A 23,546-nucleotide genomic window follows, 5' to 3' on the forward strand; every position below is an offset into this window, starting at 1 on the left:
ATAATGCAGCTTCAAACGGTCCGAACCTATAAGGTCAACGAGCTTTCCAAACCGTCCATGATCGCGGTGCACTGCCTGTTTATCCTGTTGTCCGCGGCATTTATACTGCCGGTGTTTCTGTTAATCGCCATTTCCCTTACGGACGAAGCAGCGGTATACGAACATGGATACCAATTCTGGCCCAGCCTATTCTCCTTCGACGCTTACAGCTTCCTGTTCGAAGATCCGACGATGGTGCTCACCGCCTATGGCGTGACATCCTTGGTGACCCTGCTCGGGACACTGGGGACGGTGATTCTTGTTACGATGTACGCCTATCCTTTGTCCAAAAGAGATCTGCCGTTCCGCAAAGCCTTCACCTGGTTTATCTTGTTTACCTTTCTGTTCAGCGGCGGGCTGGTTCCGTTCTACCTGGTGTACACGCAGTTGCTTCATGTGAAAGATACCATCTGGGCGCTTATTCTGCCTTTGATGTCGTCCCCTTTCTGGATAATCGTGGCAAGAACATACTTCAAGGACAATATCCCCGAAGAGATTGTGGAATCTGCCCGCATCGACGGGGCGGGGGAGATGCGCATATTTGTCCAGATTGTGTTGCCGCTGTCCTTACCGATGCTATCCACCATTGCCTTATTTACCAGCTTTACGTATTGGAATGACTGGTTTAACTCCCTCTTGTTTGTGGAGACGAACAAGGAGCTTTACTCCCTGCAATTTGTCATGCAAAGAGCGATTCGGGAGCTTGAGTTTATAAAGAGTCAATTGGGAGGACTCAATCTCGGAACCCAGGTCTACGCGAATGTGCCGAGCGAAACCGTGCGTATGGCGATGGTGATCGTTGCGATGGGTCCTCTCATGCTGGCGTATCCGTTCTTTCAGAAGTATTTTATCAAAGGACTTACCGTAGGCGCGGTGAAAGGCTAATCCCGGCGCAATCCGGATCAGCATATAGGAAAAAACAAATCATTGGAGGGGTTTCAGTGAATAAAACAAGAACAATTTCCCTTGTCATGCTTTCCTGCCTGCTTGTTGTGATGATGGTGCTGAGCGCTTGCAACAACAACGCCAACAATAAGGTGAATGAAGCTAAGCCGGCAACGGAAGAGAAGACAGAACCGGTCGTTACACCGACACCTGAGCCCGAACCTGAACCGGAGTTAGCGCCGGTAAAGCTGCGCTTGTTCCATCCGACGGGGAAAGACACGGACCCGGACCGAAAATTGGTGCAGGATGAGATCAACAAGTATCTGCAGGATAAAGGCTTGAACGCGGAACTGGAAATGAACGGAATCAACTGGAGCCAGTGGTTTGATAAAGCGCCGCTGATTCTGCAATCCGGCGAACAGGCGGACCTGATGTTTACGGGCAGCTGGCTGAACTACTTCAACTTTGCGAAGAACGGCGCTTTCCTGCCTCTGGATGAACTGTTGGAGCAGCACGGCCAGGGCATTAAAGAATCGCTGGATCCCCGCTTCCTGCAAGCGGCAGCTGTGAACGGCAAAGTTTACGCCGTACCGACGAATAAGGAAATCGCGGGGAATGGAGCTGTATTTTTCAAGAAAGAATTGGCCGATAAGCTGGGTATTGACATCGCCGCAGTGAAAACGGGTGAAGATCTGGACAAAGTGCTTGAAACGGTGAAAACGAAAGAACCGGGTGTTACCCCGTTGTTCCACACCGACAATTCGTATATAGGGGCATTTGTACTGAAGAACCATCCTAATTATCATGCAGAGTATGAGTCCATTTCAGGAGCGCCTAACTTTAACGGAATATCGCCTTTCCGCTATGAGACAAAGACCGGCAAAGTGGTCTATACCCCGGAACTGCCATACGAAATCGAACGATACAAGTTACTGAACAGCTGGTTCAAGAAAGGATATATTAATCGAGACGCGGCAACGACAAAGGCTCAGTCTACCGACTTGATTAAAGCCGGCAAAGCGTGGACCCGGTTCGGTTCCGCCAAACCAGACTCGGAGAAAGAGGCAGAGTCGGGGGACGGCATTCCTTATTACAAAATAGTGCTGGACCCGCCGATGGTCACAACGGAGACGGCTACCGGTTCCATGTTCGCGATTCCCAAGAAGACCGTGGACGCCGAACGCGCCATGATGGTGCTGAACTTGCTGCATACGGATCCGAAGCTCGTTAACTTGATTGTTTACGGCATTGAAGGTAAACATTATGAAAAAGTTTCAGAAGGGGTCATTAAACCGGCCAATGGCAAAAAGACGTTCAGCGAAAACGGATACTTCCCGGAGAATAACTGGATGATCGGGAATCAGCAACTGAATTACTTGTCCGAGGTCGAATCCGCGAATAAGTGGGAAATGTATGCTGATTATAACAAGAACGCGGGGCAAGCGCAGCTGCTGGGATTTCTGTTCAATGCGGATTCATTGAAGAATGAAATTTCGGCGCTGACGAACGCGTCGCAAGAGTTCAAGATTCTGGGCAGCGGTGCGGTGGATCCGGATGTTGTACTTCCGAAGATGAAGAAGAAGATGATGGATAACGGGCTGGAGAAAGTACAAGCGGAGCTGCAGAAGCAGATTGATGAGTGGAAGGCGAGTAAATAACGAACTTTTCCCCAGAAAGTCGCTGAGGTCATTTCAGCAGCAATAAACATGGAAGCACCGTGCTCGCGCAGGAACTCTGCGTAAGCACGGTGCTGTTTTTTTGCGTTGAGAAGGGGGGACTTAGATGTTAATGAATTGTCCCTGCTAGACAAATAGTGAAATACTACTTAATTTTGAAGAAAACCAAAATATTGAATTATTAAATAGTAAATCACTATTAAAATTCACGATCAGGGGCCAATTCAACTAAAACAGGCTCAATAAGTAGTGAAATACTACTTAATTCTGAAACAAACCTTCAAATATGAAATTTAAGTAGTGAAATGCTACTTCAAGCTTCAATTTTACTTCTACTCAACAAATGTACCTCTACTCCACGACGCCGCGATGACGCAATACGCCGCTCAACGCCAAACCGAAGTCCTCGGCGGCTTTCAGACGCCACTTCGTTTCCGAGGGATAGAACATCGCTTCGTATCGATTTTTCACAATCTTCTCCGTGGTTTCGCTGGCCGCACCGAACTGATACAACCGATTCTCGTCCACGGTGTTGCGCACCGATTGAATGGAATCCAGCATTCCGTTACCGAGCGTTCCGAATTCGAAGGCAACGGAGTACAGTTGCTTGTCCGGGAAATCCTTCTTCTTCAGCGCATAGAAATATTCCGAAATATCTCCGCTCGTCGCGTAGAACTCCTCCGAATCCGGTGTGAACACCAGCGGATAGTTGAAGGCGGCAACCGCTTCCTGCTCCTTCATCGTCTCGCTGAGCGTAGTAAAAATGCTCATCTGATAACGAGGTCCGTAACCTGTATGAACGTCGATGTGTGTAATATTCGCATAGGGGCTTTCGAGCGCATCACGAAATAAATTCTTCATGTAAGCCGTGGAGGGCTCATCCCCCTGACCGCCGTAATAGACGCCTTTCGGACTGCGGTATTGTCCTGATAACAAGGCGTCCGCCAAAACATCAATGCCGTCGGATACGGCCGTCGCGGCAAATCCCCCGAAGAATCCCAGTTCATGATGAGGCGCATACCCTAGCGCACCCTTAGGCTCCAGGAAGGCTTGCACCTTGGGGTAATCGGTATTGGAGTCTTTGTTGAAGCTCGGCCAATCCGGTATGAAATTTCGGTTCAAATCCACGTTATTCTCGTTGTATCTGCGCTTATGCTTCATTCCCCAAGGGTTAACGCTATGTACAAGCAGGAGTCCGGTATGTTCAGGGTCGAGTGATTTCAATTCATTTTGGACAAAAAGATCAAGCATCGCCGAGCCGACAAAGCCCTCAACTCCGTGGACGCCCGTGGTGATGACAAGAAGATGTTCAGGTGTGCCCGACGCATCGGCCCGAATCACATCCGTATACAAACCCTGCTCTCCGCCTATGGCCTCGGAAGTCATCGTGACATTGTTCCATTGTTTCTTCAACACATCAGGATAGGTAATAAACCGGGCTCGCGAGCTGTCATAATCCGCAGGGAAAGCCTCTAGAACCTTCGTGTCCGTCCGAACCGGGTCGGGCTTGGAGATCTGGAGCAACGCATAAGGCGCGATCAGTTCCAATAATACAACGATGATGAGCACAATAAGGCCGATTCGCATCCCCTTGCGGCGGGAGATCCGCTTAAATAAAGAAGTTTGAAGCATGTTCATGGTGATGAATTCCTCCTGGTATGTGATGTTCTTCTACTATTTTCGACATTTTCTTCATAGATCATTAGCGGTTACCGATATATACAGAAGATGTGTTGTTTATGCGGACTAAATGTCAGAAGAGGGGATCACTATGAGTAACGATATGTTTCTGAAGGAAAACGGAGAAATTGTAAGCAGGGTGCTCTACAAGTTGTTTGTGGCGGCGTCCGCCGTCATGATGCTGAACAATGTGATTCAAATCGCCATTTTCGGAATGCCGAAGTTTAATTTTATGGGCGTAGTCTATCAGTTATTGTTTCTGTTGTTTCTGATACCTGTCCTCTATTATAAATTCGGAAGTAGCAAAGAGAGATTCAAACCCTTATCGGTGGCGAGTATGTTGATCTTTGCCTTCTTGCTGCATACCGATTCTTGGGTGAATGTGCCGTTCGTCTGGTTATTTCCCATTGGGTTGGCCAGCCTTTACGCGGATTACGGCTTAATTAAGCGGACATTTTACTTTACCGTGCCGTTGCTGGTAATCTCTCAGTTTACACATTATTACATTGGCTCGCCGATGCTCATAGAGTCCTCGATGAATAGGTCTGTTTTGACGGCCATCTATTACGGGGTACAGTTCTTGTTTATCGGCGTAATCTTCCTGAACAGCACGAAACGTTCAAGCCAGATGTTAACGCAAAGCCAGAAACTTACGGACGATATGGGTACGGTGTTACAAACGATTCAATCCGCATCCGATGAGCTGAACGGCAATGTGGATGATTTAAATCAGAGCATCCAGACCGCGGACAAAACCGTTGCGAAGATCCATGGCTCGGCAGGAGCGATCGCTCAGGAATCCCAGTTGTTCTCTTCATCCATTCAGGGTGTGGAACAAGATATAGGCACGATGGTGGATGGAATGCATGAAGCTTCCGAGAAATCCAAGAACGCTGGTCAGTTCACTTTACAAGTGGTTCGTATGGCCGATCGGAACAAAGAGGAATTGCTGAACACGATTCGGAGTATAGAAGATATCCAGACGGCATCAGATAAATCCACCCAAGCGGTGAATGAATTAGCTGCAAAGACGGAAGAGATTCAGGATATACTGAACGTCATTCGCGGCATTGCGGAGCAGACCAATTTGCTGGCGTTGAACGCTTCCATTGAAGCCGCGCGTGCGGGCGAGCAAGGCAGAGGCTTCGCCGTCGTTGCCGGAGAAGTGCGCAAGCTTGCAGAACAGACGCAAACCTCATCATCCCATATCCAAGAGTTGCTGAGAGATGTGGAAACAACGAAAGACAACGTCGTGAAGTCGTTAAGAGGATCCGATGAGATGATTCAGCAAACGGTGAACTCCATCCAGACCAGCGCGTCGGACTACGGCAACTTGGTGGAGATGCAGTATGAGATGAGCCGGATGTTACAGGAAATTAACGATACGATGTACCGACTGGCGGAAGAGGGAAAATCTTCGGCGGCCTCCGTTGCCGTGCTGCGGGAAACCCATGCGGGCAATATGCAAGAGCTGTCCGTGATGGTAGGCGGAATGAGCGAGGTGACAAGTTCGTTCGGGCACATGGGAGCCGCGGTGCAACTGGTCAGCGGGCGCGCGGACGCGCTGGCATCCTTGAGCTCAGAGTCGAATGAGGAACGGAAGGCTTAAGTAAAGTTGGGGTGCAAAGCACCGTGCTTGCGGAGTAAGAACTCTGTGTAGCATGGTGCTTTTATATTCTGATTTTGTCCCCCGCCCCCGGGCAAGTATAATAAAGATTATCAGCATATAAGGAGATTACAGATCTATGAATTATACCGCACAAGAAGTCGCAGAATGGATGGTCAAGGAGATTCAGTTTAAAGGAACGCTTCAACAAGAAGAGGCTATCGCCTACGTAAAGACTCATTTCGGTGAGCAACATGTTTTTGTGAACGAAAGAGGGAATACGTCGCTGACTAAAGAAGTGAAGTCCGCGTTTAGGAAGCTGCATAGAGGAAAAGTGGCTTGGGATCGTGATGGTTTCTTTTGGGCGTGGACATAGGTTGATTATGGGTTGAGAACGTGGTAAACTAGTCAAGTGACTAAATGACTATAATTAATTTTTGGTCATAAAGCTGATACCGGGGTATAAATGCAATCCATGGACGTCCGTTTTTGAAACGGCGTTCTTTTTGACTCTTAAAATGACCGAATGAATGAAATGGTCATAAATAATTAATCAAGGAGTGGAGAAAATGAAGTTGAGAGGTTTACAGCAATTTGGGAAAGAATTGTTCGCCATCGGGCGCAACAAGAAAGTTCTGATTCCCGTGCTGGCCGTTTTGATGATTCCGGTGCTGTACAGTGCCATGTTTCTCGGCGCGTTCTGGGATCCCTATGAAAAGTTGAATGATCTGCCGGTAGCGGTGGTGAATTCGGACCAAGGCGCCAATTTTGAAGGAAAGAAGCTTGAGGTGGGGAAAGAGCTCGCGGAAACGTTGCAGGAGAAGAAGGATTTCCAGTGGCATTTTGTATCCAAAGAGGAAGCTGAGGCCGGTTTAAGTAACAACGAATATTACATGGCCATTGAGATTCCCCGAGATTTCTCGCAAAAAGTGACGACACTCACTTCCGAGCAGCCGACGACGGCGGAGATTCGCTTCTTGCCGAATGAGGGCTATAACTTCCTGGCCGCCCAGATTGGGAAAACGGCAATCGACAAAATCAAGACTGAAGTGTCCAAGAACGTAACCCAAGCTTATACAGAAACCGTATTTACGCAAGTAAACACCCTGGCGGACGGATTGGGCAAGGCGAGCGACGGCGCGGGCCAGATTGCGGACGGTACCCTGAAAGCCAAGAACGGCGCGGAATTGTTGCAAAAGAATTTAAATAAACTGGCGCAAGGAACGTTGACGTTGAAAACCGGCGTGAACGAATTGACCGCGGGCAGTCAGAAACTGGCCACGGGCAGCAGCACCTTGAGCACCGGCGCGCAGTCGCTGGCATCCGGACTGGGACAGCTCTCGGATGCGCAAGGGCAGCTGCAAGCAGGCGTGGCCAAGCTGGGCGCGGGCACGCAGCAGCTGAACAGCGGCGCGGCGAGCCTGGCCGGCGGGCTGGATCAGCTTGCAGCTGGCGCGAGTCAGCTGCAAGCGGGCGCGTCCGAGGCTAAGCAAGGCGCGGACAGCTTGTCCGGCGGCCTGCAAGCCTCGGCAGACGGCGCGGCGAAGCTGGAGTCCGGCGCGGCGCAGCTCGCGGCCGGATTGGAGCAGTACGCCAAGAACCCGGCCTTGGCGAATGACCCGAACTTCGCGAAATTGGTTGCGGCCAGCAAGCAAGTAGCGGATGGCGCGAAAGCGTCGTCCGGCGGGCAGCAGCAGCTGGCCGCGGGCGCGGCCAAGCTGCAGGAGGGCCAAGGCCGGCTGGCCGACGGCTTGACGACGCTGAGCGGCAAGCTGACGGAAGCCGGCAGCGGCGGCCGGAAGCTCGCCGCAGGCGCGGAGCAGCTGCTTGCGGGGCAATCGCAAGTGGCTGCGGGGATGCAGCAGTTCGGCACGAAGCTGCAAGAGGCCGGCGCGGGCGGCGCGAAGCTGGCGGCGGGCGCGCAGGACTTGTCCGGCGGCAGCCAGAAGCTGGCAGCGGGCTTGGGCACGTTGTCCAACGGCGTGACTACATTGTCGGACGGCTCCCTGAAGCTGGATCAAGGCGCTCGCCAAGTGACCAGCGGATTACTTCAACTGACTGATGGAACCGATGAGCTGGCGGGCAAGCTGGATGAAGCCGCAGTGAAAACTTCGGATATTCACGGGGACGACAAGCTGTATGATATGTTCGCTTCACCGGTATCCGTGACGGAAGATAAAGTAACCGAAGTACCTAACTATGGTACGGGTTTTGCGCCTTACTTCCTGTCCCTAGGTTTGTTCGTGGGCGCATTGCTTTTGTCCATCGTGTTCGCACTGAAAGAGCCTGCCGTGAAGCCGGCCAACGCCTGGAGCTGGTTCGTGGGTAAAGCGCTGACCTTAGTCGTGGTCGGTGTGATTCAGTCGCTGATTGCCGACGCCGTGATCCTTTACGGTTTGGGCCTGAAAGTGGACAATGTAGCCCTCTTTATCGTATTTAGCATCATTACAAGTATAACCTTTATGGCATTAATTCAATTCCTCGTTACGGCATTGCAGCATCCGGGCCGTTTCGTGGCGATCATCCTGTTGATCTTCCAATTGACGAGCAGCGCGGGTACGTTCCCGATGGAATTGATTCCTGGCTGGTTGCAAAAAGCGAGCTTCTGGTTACCGATGACCTATTCGGTAGCGGGTTTTAAAGCCGTGATCTCCAGCGGAGACATCTCGGTGATGTGGAACAATGCGGCGATTCTGGGCATCTTCATCGCAATTTTCGCGGCGGCGACCCTGTTGTACTTCGTCGTTTCGTATCGTCGCGAGTATGAAAATTCTGATTCTTCTGCTACGATCGCGGCGGTCTAAAAATCGTTCCAAGCCTACGTCCTGTTTACAGGGCGTGGGCTTTTTATATGATAAAAAGTATATAAAATATGGGTAATAACTAGGGTTTGCACTTCTTTAGGATTGTTGATACTTATTTGAACTGGAATGCTGGGTTATCCCCAAGGCTCAGTGGTGAATCGAAGAACTGGAATGCTGGGTTAACCCCAAGGCTCAGTGGTGTGATAAAAGACTGGAATGCTGGGTTATCCCAAACGCTCAGTGGTGGAACGAAGAACTGGATGCTGGGTTATCCCAAACGCTCAGGGGCATCGGTATCCGTTGGTCCACTTGGCTGAGATCAAGATTGGCAGACATGAAGCCTCATCATGATACTTACGTCTGATTGATCGAAAGTTACTTCAGTAATTGTCACAATCTTCACTCCCCATACGCATTACGGGAACAAATGTTCTTTAAAAGTAATATAATACCAAACGAATATTCCTATTACAAGTGTTTTTTTGAAAAGAACGGATAGTATTATAACCTGATTCTTCGGGATAACCCAGCATCGGAACTGAATTATTTCTAACTGTTTCTTGGGGATAACCGAGCATTGGAACTAAAATACGGTTTACCTGATTCTTCGGGATAACCCAGCATCGGCGCTGAAATGCATTGAATACGTGGCAGTTGACCAAGCAACATGATCCAGCCTCGTCCGCGAACTCTTTATTTTGGGATGGAAATAGCAAGTGGTATACTGAATGTAACAAAGCCCGCACGGAAGGAAGTTAAATCAGATGGCGACACGAGTGGTGGATATCCCTTCTTCAAGGATGGCGAATTTTCTCGGATTCCAACGGGATCCTTTGGGGTTTCTGGTGGACACTCTGCCTCTTGGCGAGGTGGTATCCCTGCGTACGAGCGCGTTTCGTCCAACCTTCATTGTAAACTCTCCCGACTTTGTGCAGGAGATTCTGGTTACGCAGGATGCGGCTTTCCGTAAAGGTCGCAGTACGAATGTGTTGCGCCGGACCATCGGGGAGGGCCTGTTAACTTCCGAGCACCACACGCACCGCCAACAAAAGCGCTACCTCATGCCGGTTTTCTATAAAGAGCGGATTCAGTCTTACGCTAATATTGTGGTCGAGGAGACGGAGAAGCTGGCGGATCAGCTGCGGGAAGATGTGCCCGTCCCGATGCATGAAACGATGATGCAGCTAACGCTGGGCATCATCGCGCGTACGATGTTTCACACTGAGCTGGCAGAGGAAAAGGCGGAGCTGGCCGAGGCGGTGGACGATACGATCCGGCAAACGGCGAAGACGTTGTTCTCGCCCTTGATCCTGCCCCTTGCCGTGCCTACGGCGGGGAACCGGAAACACAAGAAGGCGATCCGAACGCTGGAGCGCATGGTCTACGATGTTATCGCGAAAGCGAAGGAGCGTCCGGAGGTCTATACGGACAGCATGCTCGGCTTGCTCCTGGACACGAAAGACGAGTCCGGGGAGCCGTTGCCGGACGAAGAGATTCGCGACCAGATGATGACGATGCTGCTGGCCGGACACGAAACGACCGCGAATGCCATGGGGTGGGCATGGTACGGCCTGGAGCAGAATCCGGAGGCCGCGGAACGGCTGCGGGCGGAGCTGGCTTCTGTGGACGGGACGGGAGATGCGTCGGCCTACGACCTTTACCGCGAGCTCCCCTACGCCAAACAGGTGATTCAAGAGACGCTAAGGTTATATCCGCCGGCCTGGATGATCCTTCGGGAAACGGAGCAAGCGGTGGAGATGCTGGGCGAGTCTTTCCCGGCCAACAGCAGCTTCCTGATCAGCCCATACGCCATCCATCGGAATGAACATGTATTCGCTGATGCTGCGGCGTTCCGCCCTGAGCGCTTCGACCAAGGGCTGAATGCCTGGCCGCGATTTGCCTATTTTCCTTTCGGCGGAGGTTCACGTGGGTGCATCGGATCCCAGTTCGCCATGCTTGAGGCGGTGCTCATCCTGAGTACGCTTGCCCGGCGTTTCAAGTTCGTTTCCGTCGAAGGTCAGGGAACCGCCATCCCGGAACCGCTGGTTTCCCTGCGCATCAAGAACGGCCGGGAGATGGTACCGATTCGTCTGTGAGCATGCGCCGTAAACCATGCACTGCAAGTCACGCCGTAAACCAAACGCTGTAAGTCATACACCGGCAGCCTCCCGACGAAACCACGGAAGGTTTAAACCGTATAATAGTTCTGAACGAATGAAAGGAAGTGCTCTTGTGTCCAAAAACCGAAACCGCTCCTTTCTGGTTGCCATCGGCCTGTTTCTGCTGTCCAAGTTCAAGTGGGCGATTGCCCTCCTGAAGTTTACAAAGTTCGGCGGCACTCTGCTTACGATGGGAGCCAGCTTGGGCGTGTACGCCTGGGCCTATGGCTGGAAGTTTGCCGCGGCGATTGTATATTTGATTTTTGTCCATGAAATGGGCCATATTATAGCGGCCAAACGGAAGGGCATCGCCACCTCGCCGGCGTTCTTTATCCCTTTCGTCGGCGCGTTGATTTCATTGAAGGAGCAGCCGCGTGATGCCGCGACCGAAGCTTATCTGGCTTACGGCGGACCGCTCGCCGGCCTGATCTCATTCTTACCCGCCGTGGGGATCTATTATTTCACGGAGGAGCCTTTCTGGGCGTTGGTGATCTTTCTCGGGGCGCTCCTGAATCTGTTCAATCTGTTGCCGGTATCTCCTTTGGACGGGGGGCGAATTGTATCGGTGCTCTCCAGCAAAATCTGGTTTATCGGCTTATTAATTCTCGCAGGAATCCTGATTTTCTCACCTAGCTCAAGCCCCATCCTGTTTTTCATTTTGCTGATCGGGGTCTTCACCTGGTGGGGACGAATTCGTGAAGGTTACAAGAATAAGCTGCTTTCCTACGAGAAGGAGAAATTAAACGCCTTCCAGGCGGAGCTTAAGCAATGGCCAAGTTACTCCAGCACGATTGGTTTGAAAGAGTCGTTAAACCGGATAACCAAGGAAGCGAACGGCAAAGTAGCCACAGCCCGGAAGTGGTACATTCCGTTCCTGCATGATCAAGAGCGGGAAGCGCGGGACAAGGCGAAAGTCGACCTGGCCTATGCGGAAGAAGCCCGGATGTTAATCATGCAATGGGAGCACCAGCCGGTGTTCTACGTGGACAATGATCCGCAAAGACCGGAGGTTTCACCGTTGTTATCCGCCGTGCATGCCAAGCTGGATGAACGTCTGAGTATTGTCAACGAGCAACTCGAACGTCTGCGTACCTATTATGTCTCTACACCAGCGGTTAAGTGGAAGGTCCTGACCGCATATGTTGCTTTAGCTATTGTTCTGTCTTTATTCATGATCTACGGTCAACATCTGATGGAGCTTCATCAAGTAGATTTGTAAGTTATGGACCTGGACTATTTTGCCAAAAAGGTAATTTACTTATTCTGTAGAATATTGTAATGATAGTCTGAAGTGCAAGCGAAGGTTGGAACCAATTGTCCGGAACAATCGTAATGGTATATGATAAAACAAGCATAGGTTGAAGCAGCGATAGTTAACGCCTCAGCCTATCAGCATGACATGGGAGGTTTATTATTCATGGCTATATCTCTGGTAAAGGGTCAGAAGATTGATTTGACTAAAGGTAACGCAGGTTTATCCAAAGTGATCGTAGGTTTGGGCTGGGACCCGGCTGAAGTGGAATCCAAAGGATTCTTCGGTATGAAGAAGAAAGCGGCGGCGAATGTGGATTGCGATGCTTCCGCATTAATGTTGGATGCTAACGGTAAATTAACGAGCAAGACAAACCTGGTATGTTTCTATAATAAACAAAGCGCGGACGGATCGGTCATTCACTCCGGGGATAACCTTACAGGTGAAGGCGCCGGCGATGACGAGCAGATTTTCGTAGATTTGAACAAAGTACCGTCAAGCGTGGAGCGCATTCTTTGCGTCGTTAATATTTATGAATGCGAAGCCCGCCGTCAAGATTTCGGTATGATCCGTTCGGCGTACATTCGGATCGTGAATCCCGCGAACAACCAAGAGCTCATTCGCTTTAATCTGACGGATAACTATTCCGGCAAGACAGCGCTTGTTGTCGGAGAACTGTATCGGAACAACGGCGAATGGAAGTTTAACGCGATCGGCGAAGGAACGCATGCGCCGCATGTAGACAAGCTGGCTCTTCAATACACATAGACTAACCATCTATCATAGAAAAGAGGTAACTGCATGGCTATTTCGTTAACCAAAGGTCAGAAAATCGATCTCACCAAGACGAACCCGAATCTGACGAAAGTGATTGTAGGATTAGGATGGGATACGAACCGTTACGACGGCGGCAAGGACTTCGACCTGGATGCTTCGGTATTCTTGTTGAACGGTCAGGGCCAATGCGGCGCGGATACAGACTTTATTTTCTATAACAACCCGAAGAACGGTAACGGCTCCGTAGTTCATACCGGCGACAATCGGACGGGCGCGGGCGACGGGGACGATGAGCAGGTATCTGTAGACTTGTCCGCGGTACCGGCGAATGTGGAACGCATCGCTTTTGCCATTACGATTCATGAAGCAAGAGAGCGCAACCAGAATTTCGGTCAGGTGGCCAATGCCTTCGTGCGCATTTTGGATGAGCAGAGCGGTACGGAGCTGATCCGTTACGATCTGGGCGAGGATTTCTCCATTGAAACGGTGGTTGTGGTCGGTGAGTTGTATCGTCATTCAGGTGAATGGAAGTTTAACGCGATCGGCAGCGGCTATCAGGAAGACTTGGCAGGGTTGTTGGGCAAATACGGATTATCTACTTCATAAGAATCACACTATAATCTAGGAGGAAATGACATGGCGGTTAGTTTATCCAAAGGACAAAAGGTAGATTTAACAAAAACAAACCCAGGCATGACGAAAGTGGTTGTAGGTTTGGGCTGGGATGTAAACAAGTATGACGGCGGCAATGAATTCGACTTGGATGCGACGGCGTTCTGTCTGAACACCAACGGCAAAGTCAATGTGGAAACGGACTTCATGTACTACAACAACAAGAAGAACGCGAACGAATCCATCGTGCTTTCCGGTGACAACCGCAGCGGCGAAGGGGCAGGGGATGATGAGAGCATTCAGATCAACCTGGCGACCGTACCCGAGAATATTGCGAAAATCGCTTTCTGTATCACCATTCATGACGCTGCGGCGCGCTCCCAGAACTTCGGGCAGGTGGCTAACGCATACGTCAGAGTTCTCAATGAAGATACAGGCGCTGAACTGATTCGTTATGATCTGGGCGAAGATTTCTCGATTGAAACGGCGGTTGTCGTAGGCGAGTTGTACCGACATAACGGAGAATGGAAGTTCTCTGCAATCGGCGGCGGGTATCAAAATGGGCTCGAAGGGCTTTGCCGCGACTTCGGCGTTGACATCTAACATTTAAATAGTTAAATATCCCTCACGGCCAGTCCTAGAGGGATATTGTTATTTCTGGGGAAGAGGAGGAGTGGCACTTGAGATATTTCGACTATCTCACACCGGATCAGGAGCAAAGCTATTTCCACTTGCTGCCGGTGCAATTTGATAATCACGCCGATCAGGACGTGATTGCTCACGCGGTCGGTGCCGCGCTCTATATGCCTGCCACCCGGGAAACGATTGCGGAAGATCTGGTCTCCGCGAAGCATGACGGGTTGGTATCTATCGTGATTGATCTTGAAGATGCTGTAGGGGACAACCAGGTGCTTCAAGCGGAAGAAACGGTCAAGCAGACGCTCCTGAAGCTTGACAGGTATACGAATACGGGGCTTCTGCAGGCGGACAAGCTGCCCTTGCTGTTCATCCGCATCCGATCCTTGGATCAGTTAAAACGGCTTCTGTCCTTCATGGGCACAGGCATTGAATATATTACGGGCTTTGTTTTGCCTAAATTCAATGCGGTTACGGGTGAACACTATCTGCGTTTGATCGAAGAATACAACCAGCGAAAAAGCCCGCTTAGTCCGGTTCTGTATGCCATGCCGATTCTTGAGAGCAGAGAGATTATTTACCGCGAACATCGCTTTGATGCGCTGATGGCGATTGCGGAGCTCTTGAACAGATATAAGAACTATGTGCTGAATGTGCGCATCGGAGCGACGGATTTCTCCAGTCTGTTCGGACTCAGGCGCAGCCCGGATCATACGATTTATGATATTGGGGTCATTCGCGACTGCATGGCGGATATTGTGAACGTGTTCGGACGGGTGGACAATAACTTTGTGATTTCAGGTCCGGTCTGGGAATATTTCAAGAGCGACCGGATGTTTAAACCGCAGCTGCGGCAGACGCCTTTTGAAGAAACGATGGGAAAGAGCGGCCGGCTGCTTCGGATGTCCTACATTAACAAGTACGTCGACGGATTGATTCGCGAAGTGGCGATGGATAAAGAGAACGGCATTCTTGGCAAAACAATCATTCACCCCACCCACATTAACCCGGTGCAAGCGATGTATGTCGTCACGCATGAGGAGTATATGGACGCGCTGCATATTATCGAGAACAGTCAGGGCGAGCTGGGCGTAATGAAGAGCAAGTATTCGAACAAGATGAACGAGTTTAAACCTCATTTGACATGGGCTGACAAAATTATGATGAGATCACGAATTTACGGGGTGCTGCATGAAAACCAGAACTTTACCTGCCTGCTCGCCGAAGAGCTCGAACCTGCGATCGTATAGCATTATCGGCGATTTGGAAGTAACGATTGAAGTTACGGGAAACCCCTACGGGCTTCCGCTCGACGTCATGTTCAACATGGCCGCCCGCATGAACAAGAAGCGCGGCTTTCTGTTCGTAAGCAAGGTGCTTGGCAAGCATATCCCTGTCCCTCCGCAAGTTTCCCTGTTGTCTGGTGCGGCATTGGGTCTGTTGCTTCAGCAAGCGCTGAACCGACCGATTCCATTTCCGGTGGAAACTTTAACAAACGCCTTTGGTGATGCTGAGGCGTCGCGTTTCCTATACGATGAAGTGAAGAAGCAACGGATGTCCATGGACGAGCCGACACTGTTCATCGGGTTTGCGGAAACGGCGACCGCCTTGGCGCACAGCATGTTCGATGTGTTCAGCGATCAGGCGGTTTTCCTGCATACGACCCGCGAAGACATCGTATCCGAGACGTCATGTATTAACTTTGAAGAAGAACATTCGCATGCGACGGCGCACCGGTGTTACGCTTCCGACCCGTCCTTGTTTCATAGAGCACAACGAATTGTACTTGTGGACGACGAAATGACTACCGGACGAACGACGTTGAATATCATCAGCGATATCCACCGGAAATATGGACGCAAAGATTACATGGTGGCGAGTTTGCTGGATTGGCGCTCTGATGAGGATATGGCGAAGTTCGGAGCCATGGAAACGGAGCTTGGCATTCGAATCCAATGCTTATCGCTGCTTTCAGGGCGGATTCGGGTGGAGGGTTCTCCTATTGAGGAGACGCCTCAACCAGGGGGAACCATCAATCCGGGTGATGTGACCGCTCCGGTCGAACCGGAAATTCACGAGATGAACCTTGCCTCCTTTGCAGTACAGCCTTGCGCGGAAGGCGCATTTCCTTATTTAAAGCACACGGGAAGGTTCGGGATGACCTCGGAGGATTCTCTGAAGCTGCAGGAAGAAGTTCGCCAGGCCGCTTCAGCTTTGAGATCGTTGCGCAAGGGCTCTCGGTTACTCTGCATGGGTACGGGCGAGTTTATGTACATCCCGATGCGGATTGCAGCGGAATTGGGCGGAGAAGTCTGGTATCAATCCACCACCAGAAGTCCGATTCACCCTTATGCGGCAGATCACTACGCGGTTCAGAGCGCTTACGCTTATCCGTCTCCGGAGCACGACGGGGTTATGAACTATATGTATAACATTGAAGCGGGTCAATACGACGAGCTGATGCTCTTTATGGAACGGGAAATGAGCGCCGAATCGATGGCGGGTTTGAGGAGAGTCTTGGCATCCCTGGGCATTTCGCGAATCTATATCATTAACTGCGGTGTTAAGCGGTTAGCCGCGCCGGAGCCAATCGGGAGTTATCCTTCAGACGATGTAACTTTTCTGCTGAAAGATTTAAGTTCCATCGATTTGGAACGGCCGACTGAGAACCGCGAACGTGCGATTCAGGCAGGTGTTCATTATTCCGAAATGCTGCCGATGGAATTTCAGCCTACCGCGGAGTATCTGCGAATTTTCCACGAGACGCTTCACGCGTCAGGAATGAAGGTCGCGAAGGATGCGGGAACGGTTGCGGAGCTGATTGCCGCGCGTCGGGGAGAGAAGATCGTACTGGTATCCCTGGCCCGCGCGGGTACGCCGATCGGGGTTCTGATCAAGAGATACCTGAAGCAAACCTACGGATGGGACATTCCCCATTACAGCATTTCGATTCTTCGGGGCAAAGGAATGGATGAGAACGCACTGCTCTATATTCATCAGAATCATCCTGGAGCTCAAGTGCAATTCGTGGACGGCTGGACCGGGAAAGGCGCCATCACACGGGAATTAAAGAACGCTTGTGAGCGAATGAACCTTCGCTATGGTGTCGAGCTGAGTCCGGATTTGGCAGTTCTGGCGGATCCGGGGCACTGTTCTGCCACCTTCGGGACCAGGGAAGATTATCTCATTCCCAGCGCCTGCCTGAATTCGACCGTGTCGGGCTTGGTCAGCAGAACGGTGTTGCGAGACGATTTGATCGGACCGTCTGATTTTCACGGGGCCAAATATTACAAGGAATGGCAGGATCACGATGTATCCAACCTCTTTGTGGATACGATTGCCGGTCATTTTCTCGGCGTGACGGAGGCCGCAAAGGCCGAAGCGGAGAAGCGGTTAAAGGCTGAAGCTGCGATGCCATGGAATGAAATGGTCGATGGTGATTCGGCTGTGACTTGGCAAGGGATGGAGGATATCATCCGAATTCAGCAGCAGTACGTCATGGATAACATCAACCGGATTAAACCCGGTGTGGGCGAGACAACTCGAGTCCTTTTGCGCCGGGTACCTTGGAAGATTCTTGTGGATCGACTGGACAACCCGGAGCTGAAATCCATTCTGCAGTTGGCTAAAGAGCGGCATGTGCCGGTCGAGGTTTACCCCGAAATGACCTATGCCTGTTGCGGACTGATTCAAGGGATGGGAGGCGGGGCGGAATGATTTTTGCCAGTGATTTGGATCAGACTCTGATTTATTCCGTTCGCTCCAAAGGAGACACGCCGCTGGAATCGATGGTTCCCGTTGAACTGTATGAGGGCAGGCACATTTCCTATATGACGCCGGGAGCAATTGAGAAGCTTCATCTGTTGAAGCAGTGGGCTCATTTTGTCCCGGTTACGACGAGAACGCCTGAGCAATATCTGCGGATTTTCGGCATTCGGGAACGGTTCCAGCCCGCGTATGTGATTGTCAGCAACGGGGGAACGGTTCTTCATGAAGGAACGCCGGACAGAGTATGGAACGAGATGATTAGAAAGGCGGTAGGGAACGATTGCGCGCATGCTTCCGAGATTCAGGAGCTCTTTCAACAAATTGCGGAGCCCCATTGGGTGAAATCTTCAACGCTTTGTGACGAACTGTTCTATTCAATTGTGGTAGAACGGGATCAGGTACCGGCGTCGATGGATGAATGGAAGAAGCAACTGACAACGCTCGGTTGGAGCTACTCTCTTCAAGGCCGCAAGATTTATCTGGTACCGGAGCGGGTGAGTAAAGGGGCGGCTCTAGCCTATGTGAAAGAAAAGCTGGGTTCAACCTATGTGATGGCGGCCGGAGACAGTCTGCTCGATGAAAGCTTGCTATTGGTGGCTGATCAGGCTATAGCGCCGGCGCATGGGGAGTTAAGAAGAGCGTATGCGGCTCACAGCCACATTCAATTTACGCAACAAGCGGGGGCCGCGGCTTCCGAAGAGCTGTTAGACCGGTTCATCCAAGAGGCCGAGCGCCGGGCAGTATACATTCGATAATGCAAGAGAGGAATACCTAACCTATGACCAGAATTTATATGAACCGTTGGTTTTCCACAGCTTATCATTATATTAATATGATCCGGGACAACCCCGATGGTGAGTCCTTCGAGTTCTACGGAACGCATCCGAATCCGCAGCATATGTCTCTGATGGCGTCGGACCATGCGGAGACGGAGCCTGATTTGACAGGAAGGGCTTACGCGGAGTTTTGCGCGGAGTTCTGCAAGCGGCATGAGATCGACCTCTTTATTCCGAGACTGCATATGGAGGAGATTGCCCGTCACGCCTCATTGTTCGACGCGATCGGGACGAAGCTTCTGGTGTGCCGGGATTTGGACCTCCTGGACGCCATGGTCGAGAAAGACAAGTTCTATGAGATGCTGCAAGGCCGCGACCTGGTGACAATACCGGATTATGAGGTGGTCACGACCGCGGAAGCGTTTAAGTCGGCTTATGAGAAGCTGACGGCCAGAGGGCATAAGGTATGCTTTAAACCTACGAAGTCCGAGGGCGGTATGGGCTTTCGAATCATTAACGATGAGATTGATCCCCTGGAGGAGTTGTACGGTTATGTGACGTTATCAACTACCTTTGAGCGAGCGCATGAGGCATTTTCCGCCGTGGAGCGCTTTGAGGACATCATGGTGATGGAGCTGCTTGAGGGCACGGAATACAGCATCGATTGCCTCGCAACCGCGGAGGGAGAGCTGATTACCGCTGTGCCGCGCCGGAAGTCGGAGGGGCGCATCTATCTTTTGGAAGAGAATCAGGAATTGCTGGAGCTTTCCCGACGTATTGCCAACACCTTGCGTATCCCTTATGCTTTCAATATACAAGTACGATATAATCATGGTGTTCCGAAGTTACTTGAAATTAACCCGCGGATGTCCGGGGGACTTTACATCACTTGTCTATCCAGTGTTAATTTGCCTTACCTGGCGGTTCGCGCCGCTCTGGGAATGCCTATTACGCCGCCTGAACCGAAGTTCGGCATCACGGCAAGTTATATTGAACAAGCTGTACAGATCAACCAGGATTGAACAGAACGGAGGTGCGAAGATGAAAGACTGGATGAGAAACGGCTGGATCGAAGCCGCCGGAGGGTACATCGTCGGGCTGGGCGTATATACGCTGACGTCCTCCGCTATGCTGGCTTTGGCCGTTCCTACAGCCGTGATGGCTGTCGTACTGACGAAGCAACGGCGTCAGGCTGCGCAGCAGTTGCGGGAAGGGAACATGCTGCCTGCCGCTGCGGGTCAGGCAACCGGCCGCGGGCAATTCGGCGGCGGTGCAGGCGGTGCAGGCTTAGCAGGGGCAGGCAGTGCAGGCTCAGCAGGGATTGGCGGCTATGGCGGAACAGTAACAGGCGCTGCAGGTGCGATAGGTACAGGCGGAGCAGGCGGTACCGCAGCAGGCACTAGCGCAGCCGCGGTTGGCGGGACTCAGGTGCAGCCAGTGATCGCGGACCCGGAGCTGGCAGCGGCCATCGAGTATATCGGGATTCTCGAGGATATGATTCATTTGGAGGGCGAGAAGGGGACGCTGGATGACGAGATTGTCCAGAAGACCATCGCGCTCTTGTCCCGACTTCACCGCTTAATTCCGGATCTGGTCACATTGAATGACACTAATATCAATTACAACATTGTTCGCCTCATTCGGAGAGATCTTAACTCAACGATCAATCCGTTCTTGCGGCTGAGCGGCGATGCGAAGCGGCAGAACCGCAGGGTTTTGCTCGACGGGATCAAGGATATTAACTCGAAGCTGACATTTTACACCCAGACGATTGAACAAAAGGACCTGATGGAACTGCGCACCAAAGCGGATCTGATCCAACAAAGGTATCGCATGAACGATTAGATGAAGGAGGAATAGGAAATGGCACAACCGATCACGCAAATCAAGAATGAAGATCTGCAGAAGCTGGAGCAGGAAGCGCAGCTGACGATTCAGAAAGTGGCCTCAACCGATGTCCTGCAACTGGACACGCTGATGGATGAGATCGCGAAGCGGGGGCAGAAGACGCTGGAACGTTCAGGGCAGACGCTGGCGATGCTGGAGCGGCCGTTGAATGACCTGATGTCGGGCAAAAGAGGCGAAGTCGCCACCAACATGCTGAAGCTGCGCACTGAAGTGGAAGAACTCAGCCGCAGTAAGCAGTTATCGTTCGCTCAGAAGTTGCTGCGCAAAACCCCCATTAAACAATACGTCTACAAGTATCAGTCCGCCAAAACAAATGTCGGTGTCATCATCAACTCCCTGCGCCACGGCAAGGAGAACCTTGAAGAGAATGTCGTGCTCATGCGCAATCTGAAGCGCAGCAGTTTAGAGAATGTGTATGATCTGCAGCTCTTGATTGAGTACGGGAACCGTTTGAAAGCGTTGTTCGAGGAAGAGATCGCCAAGCCGGAGAACGAGTCGCGTAAAATTTACCTGGAACGCGGATTGCGCAAAGTGGTGACCAAGCTGCAAACTTACACCGAGATGATCATGCTCTACCAGCAGGCCATTGCCGGAACCGATATTATTAATGACACGAATGATAAATTAATGGATGCCGTCGACAGCGCGATCGATAAGACGCAGCATCTCATGAGTGTATCTGTGTTGATCGCCCAAGCAATTGATGATCAGCTGAAGGTGATTGATGCCGTTAACTCTACCAATGAGATGATCGGCAAGCAGTTCGCGGAGAATGCCCGTCTGTTGAACGAATCCACGGACAAGGCGTCGCAGGCGCTGATGAAACCGGCGATGAGCATGGAGATGGTGGACCGGGCGATGTCCGATCTGTTCTCCGCGATGGATAAGTACGAGAATTCGAATCGTCAGATTATCCAGACGGTATCGGATCAGACGGTGAAAATGACGCAGATTAACCAGAAGATCGGCGATCGGCTGGGCATCAAGCCGGGCAGCGCGCCTACGGTTGAAGCGCCAACCTCCGCCAAAGGATTCCTGGAATAGCACGGACTGGGCGACTGAGAGGGATAAGGTCAGGTCGCCCGAAATTCCGGCTTTGGACAAGGCAAATAAATTTTTATAGGGAAAAGGTTTGCATTTAGATTAGGGATATGTTATGATCTGATTATTGAAATTTGACCTAAATTCACATATTGTAGTGGGTTAAATGGACTTAAAGGTATTAACCCTTTACCATATGTGAATTTTTGTTTAAAAAATCATGTAAATTATTTTTGGAGGTAATTACCCATGGAACAAGGAACAGTAAAATGGTTTAACGCAGAAAAAGGATTTGGCTTTATCGAAGTTGAAGGCGGCAACGATGTATTCGTACATTTCTCCGCAATCGTAGGCGACGGTTTCAAATCTTTGGACGAAGGCCAACGCGTTGAGTTCAACGTAGTACAAGGCAACCGCGGTCCTCAAGCTGAGAACGTAGTAAAACTTTAATTAAACCAATGCCCCGAACATAACGTTTGGGGCTTTTGTTATATAATAGGATTACACTTCACTAGAGAAAGAGGGACGGTTATGTACAATTCGCGGAAAAAACCAATGGAAGAAATTCCAGAAGAAATGACAGCCGTATGGTCTTGCTCAAACGAAAATTGTAATTGTTGGATGAGAGACAATTTTGCTTTAGACACACAGCCAGATTGCCCTCAGTGTCAGTCCGCGATGGTTAAAGGCGAAAAAAAATTAGCCGTTGTCGCCAATACCAGTTTTAATCATAACAAAAGTGTTTAAAACATAATATCCCCCCTTATTAAATATAGAAATCAAGCTCGAACCTATGGTTCGAGCTTGATTTTATTTATAGGCTGCTTATACCGTCTCTAAGCTGTCGAGAATAGCTAGCAGGCTCAGCTCGCAAGCCGCCATGGATGTATCGGCTACGCCATAATACATCTTCACAACATCGCCTTCGACCAGCGTTCCGCAGGCGAACACCACGTCGCCGAAGAAGCCTTGCTTCTCATACGCGGCTTCCGGCTCCAGGATCGGATTGCGGGAGCGCGCGAGCACCTTGGACGGGTCGTCCAAGTCGAGAAGTACCGCGCCCATGCAATAGCGATGCTCCGGCGTTGCGCCGTGGTACAGCTCCAGCCAGCCGCGCTCTGTCTTGATCGGCACGCAGCCGCCGCCCATCCGGCCGCAGTCCCACATCCCCGCCCGCAAGCCGATGAGGTGCTTATGGTTTCCCCAGTACAACAGATTGTCAGACTCCGCAATCCACATTTCGGGATTACCGGTGCTTTTCGTTGTAGGGCGATGAAGCGCGTAATATTTGCCGTTCACTTTCTCCGGAAAAATCAACACATCCTTATTATCCGGCCCAAAAATCATGCCATGACGCGTAACCTCCACGAAATCCGTCGTGGATACCATCGATTCGCCAATGCCGACAGGGGACACCGCCGAGTAGTAAATATAATACGTATCGCCGATTTGCGTGATCCGCGGATCCTCAATGCCGAACGTTTCCAGGGATTCGGAAGGATACAAGAAAGGATCGGCATCCACCGTGAAGTTGTGACCGTCCCGCGAGCGGGCAATGCGTAAATAAGAGATGGAAGTTAAATATTGAAAAGAACCGGTTTGCGTTTTATTTCGTATGACACGGGGGTCGGAGAAATCATATCTTTCATCATCCAATCGTAACTCTATCAATGTTAAATCTCGCTGCTCCACATTATATACCGGTGCCAGTACACAGGCAGGGTCCGGGCTGATCGGCCGCTCCGCCACACGAAGCAGCATAATGACTTCGCCGTTGTAAGAGGCAATGCCTGCGTTGAAAGCGCCAATAACCTCGAAACCTTCCTTGTGCGGCGTGACATCCATAGGGGTAATCAGCGGATTTTTTTCGTATCGGTAAACTTCAATTGTCATTGTTGTATAACTCCCTTGCAGTATCGAATTAAGA

At 51.0% G+C, this 23,546-nt stretch carries 20 protein-coding genes and 1 pseudogene; 19 read left to right on the top strand and 2 right to left on the bottom strand.

The features are described 5' to 3' along the window. Positions 1 to 3 precede the first annotated feature (3 nt). Together SY83_RS12135 and SY83_RS12140 are read left to right on the top strand one after the other, a co-directional pair. Positions 4 to 924, top strand: a complete 921-nt coding sequence (locus SY83_RS12135) for a carbohydrate ABC transporter permease (protein ID WP_082882494.1) — start codon at positions 4 to 6, stop codon at positions 922 to 924. A 56-nt stretch (positions 925 to 980) separates the two neighbouring features. Next, the gene (locus tag SY83_RS12140; protein ID WP_068606832.1) at positions 981 to 2,582 is read left to right on the top strand and encodes an ABC transporter substrate-binding protein; all 1,602 of its coding nucleotides are present in this window, start codon (positions 981 to 983) and stop codon (positions 2,580 to 2,582) included. Between the two features lie 369 nt (positions 2,583 to 2,951). On the opposite strand, the gene SY83_RS12145 is transcribed toward SY83_RS12140, so the two are convergent. Beyond that, positions 2,952 to 4,238 (bottom strand): M14 family metallopeptidase, encoded by a 1,287-nt coding sequence (locus SY83_RS12145; protein ID WP_068606833.1) that lies wholly within the window; start codon positions 4,236 to 4,238, stop codon positions 2,952 to 2,954. Positions 4,239 to 4,371: 133 nt separating this feature from the next. Here SY83_RS12145 and SY83_RS12150 point away from each other — a divergent pair, with 133 nt between their 5' ends. The 17 genes and pseudogenes from SY83_RS12150 to SY83_RS12225 all read left to right on the top strand — a co-directional run bounded on the left by SY83_RS12150 (position 4,372) and on the right by SY83_RS12225 (position 22,366). Next, a complete protein-coding gene (locus tag SY83_RS12150; protein WP_068606835.1) occupies positions 4,372 to 5,889 on the top strand; it encodes a methyl-accepting chemotaxis protein in 1,518 nt (505 codons plus the stop codon). A 136-nt stretch (positions 5,890 to 6,025) separates the two neighbouring features. Beyond that, a complete protein-coding gene (locus tag SY83_RS12155) occupies positions 6,026 to 6,262 on the top strand; it encodes a DUF6953 family protein (protein WP_068606837.1) in 237 nt (78 codons plus the stop codon). 193 nt (positions 6,263 to 6,455) lie between these two features. Next, positions 6,456 to 8,690, top strand: a complete 2,235-nt coding sequence (locus SY83_RS12160) for a YhgE/Pip family protein (protein ID WP_157279845.1) — start codon at positions 6,456 to 6,458, stop codon at positions 8,688 to 8,690. Positions 8,691 to 9,454: 764 nt separating this feature from the next. Next, entirely contained in the window at positions 9,455 to 10,786 is a 1,332-nt protein-coding gene (locus SY83_RS12165; RefSeq protein ID WP_068606839.1) for a cytochrome P450, read from the top strand. A gap of 136 nt (positions 10,787 to 10,922) precedes the next feature. Beyond that, a complete protein-coding gene (locus tag SY83_RS12170; RefSeq protein ID WP_231891243.1) occupies positions 10,923 to 12,068 on the top strand; it encodes a site-2 protease family protein in 1,146 nt (381 codons plus the stop codon). Between the two features lie 198 nt (positions 12,069 to 12,266). Beyond that, complete coding sequence (locus tag SY83_RS12175) at positions 12,267 to 12,869, top strand: TerD family protein (protein ID WP_068606842.1); 603 nt, start codon at positions 12,267 to 12,269, stop codon at positions 12,867 to 12,869. A 33-nt stretch (positions 12,870 to 12,902) separates the two neighbouring features. After that, positions 12,903 to 13,484: a TerD family protein gene (locus SY83_RS12180; RefSeq protein ID WP_068606844.1), complete on the top strand. Its 582-nt coding sequence runs from the start codon at positions 12,903 to 12,905 to the stop codon at positions 13,482 to 13,484. Between the two features lie 30 nt (positions 13,485 to 13,514). Beyond that, positions 13,515 to 14,093 (top strand): TerD family protein, encoded by a 579-nt coding sequence (locus SY83_RS12185; protein ID WP_068606847.1) that lies wholly within the window; start codon positions 13,515 to 13,517, stop codon positions 14,091 to 14,093. A 77-nt stretch (positions 14,094 to 14,170) separates the two neighbouring features. After that, positions 14,171 to 15,376: an HpcH/HpaI aldolase/citrate lyase family protein gene (locus SY83_RS12190; RefSeq protein ID WP_269453448.1), complete on the top strand. Its 1,206-nt coding sequence runs from the start codon at positions 14,171 to 14,173 to the stop codon at positions 15,374 to 15,376. A gap of 88 nt (positions 15,377 to 15,464) precedes the next feature. Further along, a pseudogene (locus tag SY83_RS23330) lies at positions 15,465 to 16,580 on the top strand (phosphoribosyltransferase family protein); the annotation flags it as partial. A 42-nt stretch (positions 16,581 to 16,622) separates the two neighbouring features. Further along, positions 16,623 to 17,843 (top strand): cysteine protease StiP family protein, encoded by a 1,221-nt coding sequence (locus SY83_RS23560; RefSeq protein ID WP_407944630.1) that lies wholly within the window; start codon positions 16,623 to 16,625, stop codon positions 17,841 to 17,843. Then, positions 17,840 to 18,649: an HAD family hydrolase gene (locus SY83_RS12200; protein WP_068606850.1), complete on the top strand. Its 810-nt coding sequence runs from the start codon at positions 17,840 to 17,842 to the stop codon at positions 18,647 to 18,649. The genes SY83_RS23560 and SY83_RS12200 overlap by 4 nt, the downstream gene beginning before the upstream one ends. Positions 18,650 to 18,687: 38 nt before the next feature. Next, on the top strand, positions 18,688 to 19,692 hold the full coding sequence (locus tag SY83_RS12205; RefSeq protein ID WP_231891244.1) for an ATP-grasp domain-containing protein: 1,005 nt from the start codon (positions 18,688 to 18,690) through the stop codon (positions 19,690 to 19,692). Positions 19,693 to 19,711: 19 nt separating this feature from the next. Continuing rightward, positions 19,712 to 20,515, top strand: coding sequence for a hypothetical protein (locus tag SY83_RS12210; protein WP_068606854.1), 804 nt, complete (start codon positions 19,712 to 19,714; stop codon positions 20,513 to 20,515). A gap of 18 nt (positions 20,516 to 20,533) precedes the next feature. Then, positions 20,534 to 21,622 (top strand): toxic anion resistance protein, encoded by a 1,089-nt coding sequence (locus tag SY83_RS12215; protein ID WP_068606856.1) that lies wholly within the window; start codon positions 20,534 to 20,536, stop codon positions 21,620 to 21,622. A gap of 246 nt (positions 21,623 to 21,868) precedes the next feature. After that, positions 21,869 to 22,069: a cold-shock protein gene (locus SY83_RS12220; protein ID WP_068606857.1), complete on the top strand. Its 201-nt coding sequence runs from the start codon at positions 21,869 to 21,871 to the stop codon at positions 22,067 to 22,069. A gap of 81 nt (positions 22,070 to 22,150) precedes the next feature. Further along, a complete protein-coding gene (locus SY83_RS12225; RefSeq protein WP_068606859.1) occupies positions 22,151 to 22,366 on the top strand; it encodes a cold-shock protein in 216 nt (71 codons plus the stop codon). 78 nt (positions 22,367 to 22,444) lie between these two features. Here the strand turns inward: SY83_RS12225 and SY83_RS12230 are convergent, their stop codons facing one another. After that, a complete protein-coding gene (locus tag SY83_RS12230; RefSeq protein ID WP_068611072.1) occupies positions 22,445 to 23,506 on the bottom strand; it encodes a BtaManbiosPhlase in 1,062 nt (353 codons plus the stop codon). Positions 23,507 to 23,546 lie beyond the last annotated feature (40 nt).

The organism is Paenibacillus swuensis (genome assembly GCF_001644605.1).
GTDB classification, from domain to species: domain Bacteria; phylum Bacillota; class Bacilli; order Paenibacillales; family DY6; genus Paenibacillus_N; species Paenibacillus_N swuensis.

Coding starts and splice junctions, on each gene's coding strand:
- SY83_RS23560 (WP_407944630.1), top strand. CDS start 16,623: ATGGCGGGTTTGAGGAGAGTCTTGGCATCCCTGGGCATTTCGCGAATC.
- SY83_RS12180 (WP_068606844.1), top strand. CDS start 12,903: ATGGCTATTTCGTTAACCAAAGGTCAGAAAATCGATCTCACCAAGACG.
- SY83_RS12225 (WP_068606859.1), top strand. CDS start 22,151: ATGTACAATTCGCGGAAAAAACCAATGGAAGAAATTCCAGAAGAAATG.
- SY83_RS12200 (WP_068606850.1), top strand. CDS start 17,840: ATGATTTTTGCCAGTGATTTGGATCAGACTCTGATTTATTCCGTTCGC.
- SY83_RS12155 (WP_068606837.1), top strand. CDS start 6,026: ATGAATTATACCGCACAAGAAGTCGCAGAATGGATGGTCAAGGAGATT.
- SY83_RS12215 (WP_068606856.1), top strand. CDS start 20,534: ATGGCACAACCGATCACGCAAATCAAGAATGAAGATCTGCAGAAGCTG.
- SY83_RS12135 (WP_082882494.1), top strand. CDS start 4: ATGCAGCTTCAAACGGTCCGAACCTATAAGGTCAACGAGCTTTCCAAA.
- SY83_RS12145 (WP_068606833.1), bottom strand. CDS start 4,238: ATGAACATGCTTCAAACTTCTTTATTTAAGCGGATCTCCCGCCGCAAG.
- SY83_RS12175 (WP_068606842.1), top strand. CDS start 12,267: ATGGCTATATCTCTGGTAAAGGGTCAGAAGATTGATTTGACTAAAGGT.
- SY83_RS12220 (WP_068606857.1), top strand. CDS start 21,869: ATGGAACAAGGAACAGTAAAATGGTTTAACGCAGAAAAAGGATTTGGC.
- SY83_RS12160 (WP_157279845.1), top strand. CDS start 6,456: ATGAAGTTGAGAGGTTTACAGCAATTTGGGAAAGAATTGTTCGCCATC.
- SY83_RS12150 (WP_068606835.1), top strand. CDS start 4,372: ATGAGTAACGATATGTTTCTGAAGGAAAACGGAGAAATTGTAAGCAGG.
- SY83_RS12165 (WP_068606839.1), top strand. CDS start 9,455: ATGGCGACACGAGTGGTGGATATCCCTTCTTCAAGGATGGCGAATTTT.
- SY83_RS12210 (WP_068606854.1), top strand. CDS start 19,712: ATGAAAGACTGGATGAGAAACGGCTGGATCGAAGCCGCCGGAGGGTAC.
- SY83_RS12185 (WP_068606847.1), top strand. CDS start 13,515: ATGGCGGTTAGTTTATCCAAAGGACAAAAGGTAGATTTAACAAAAACA.
- SY83_RS12205 (WP_231891244.1), top strand. CDS start 18,688: ATGAACCGTTGGTTTTCCACAGCTTATCATTATATTAATATGATCCGG.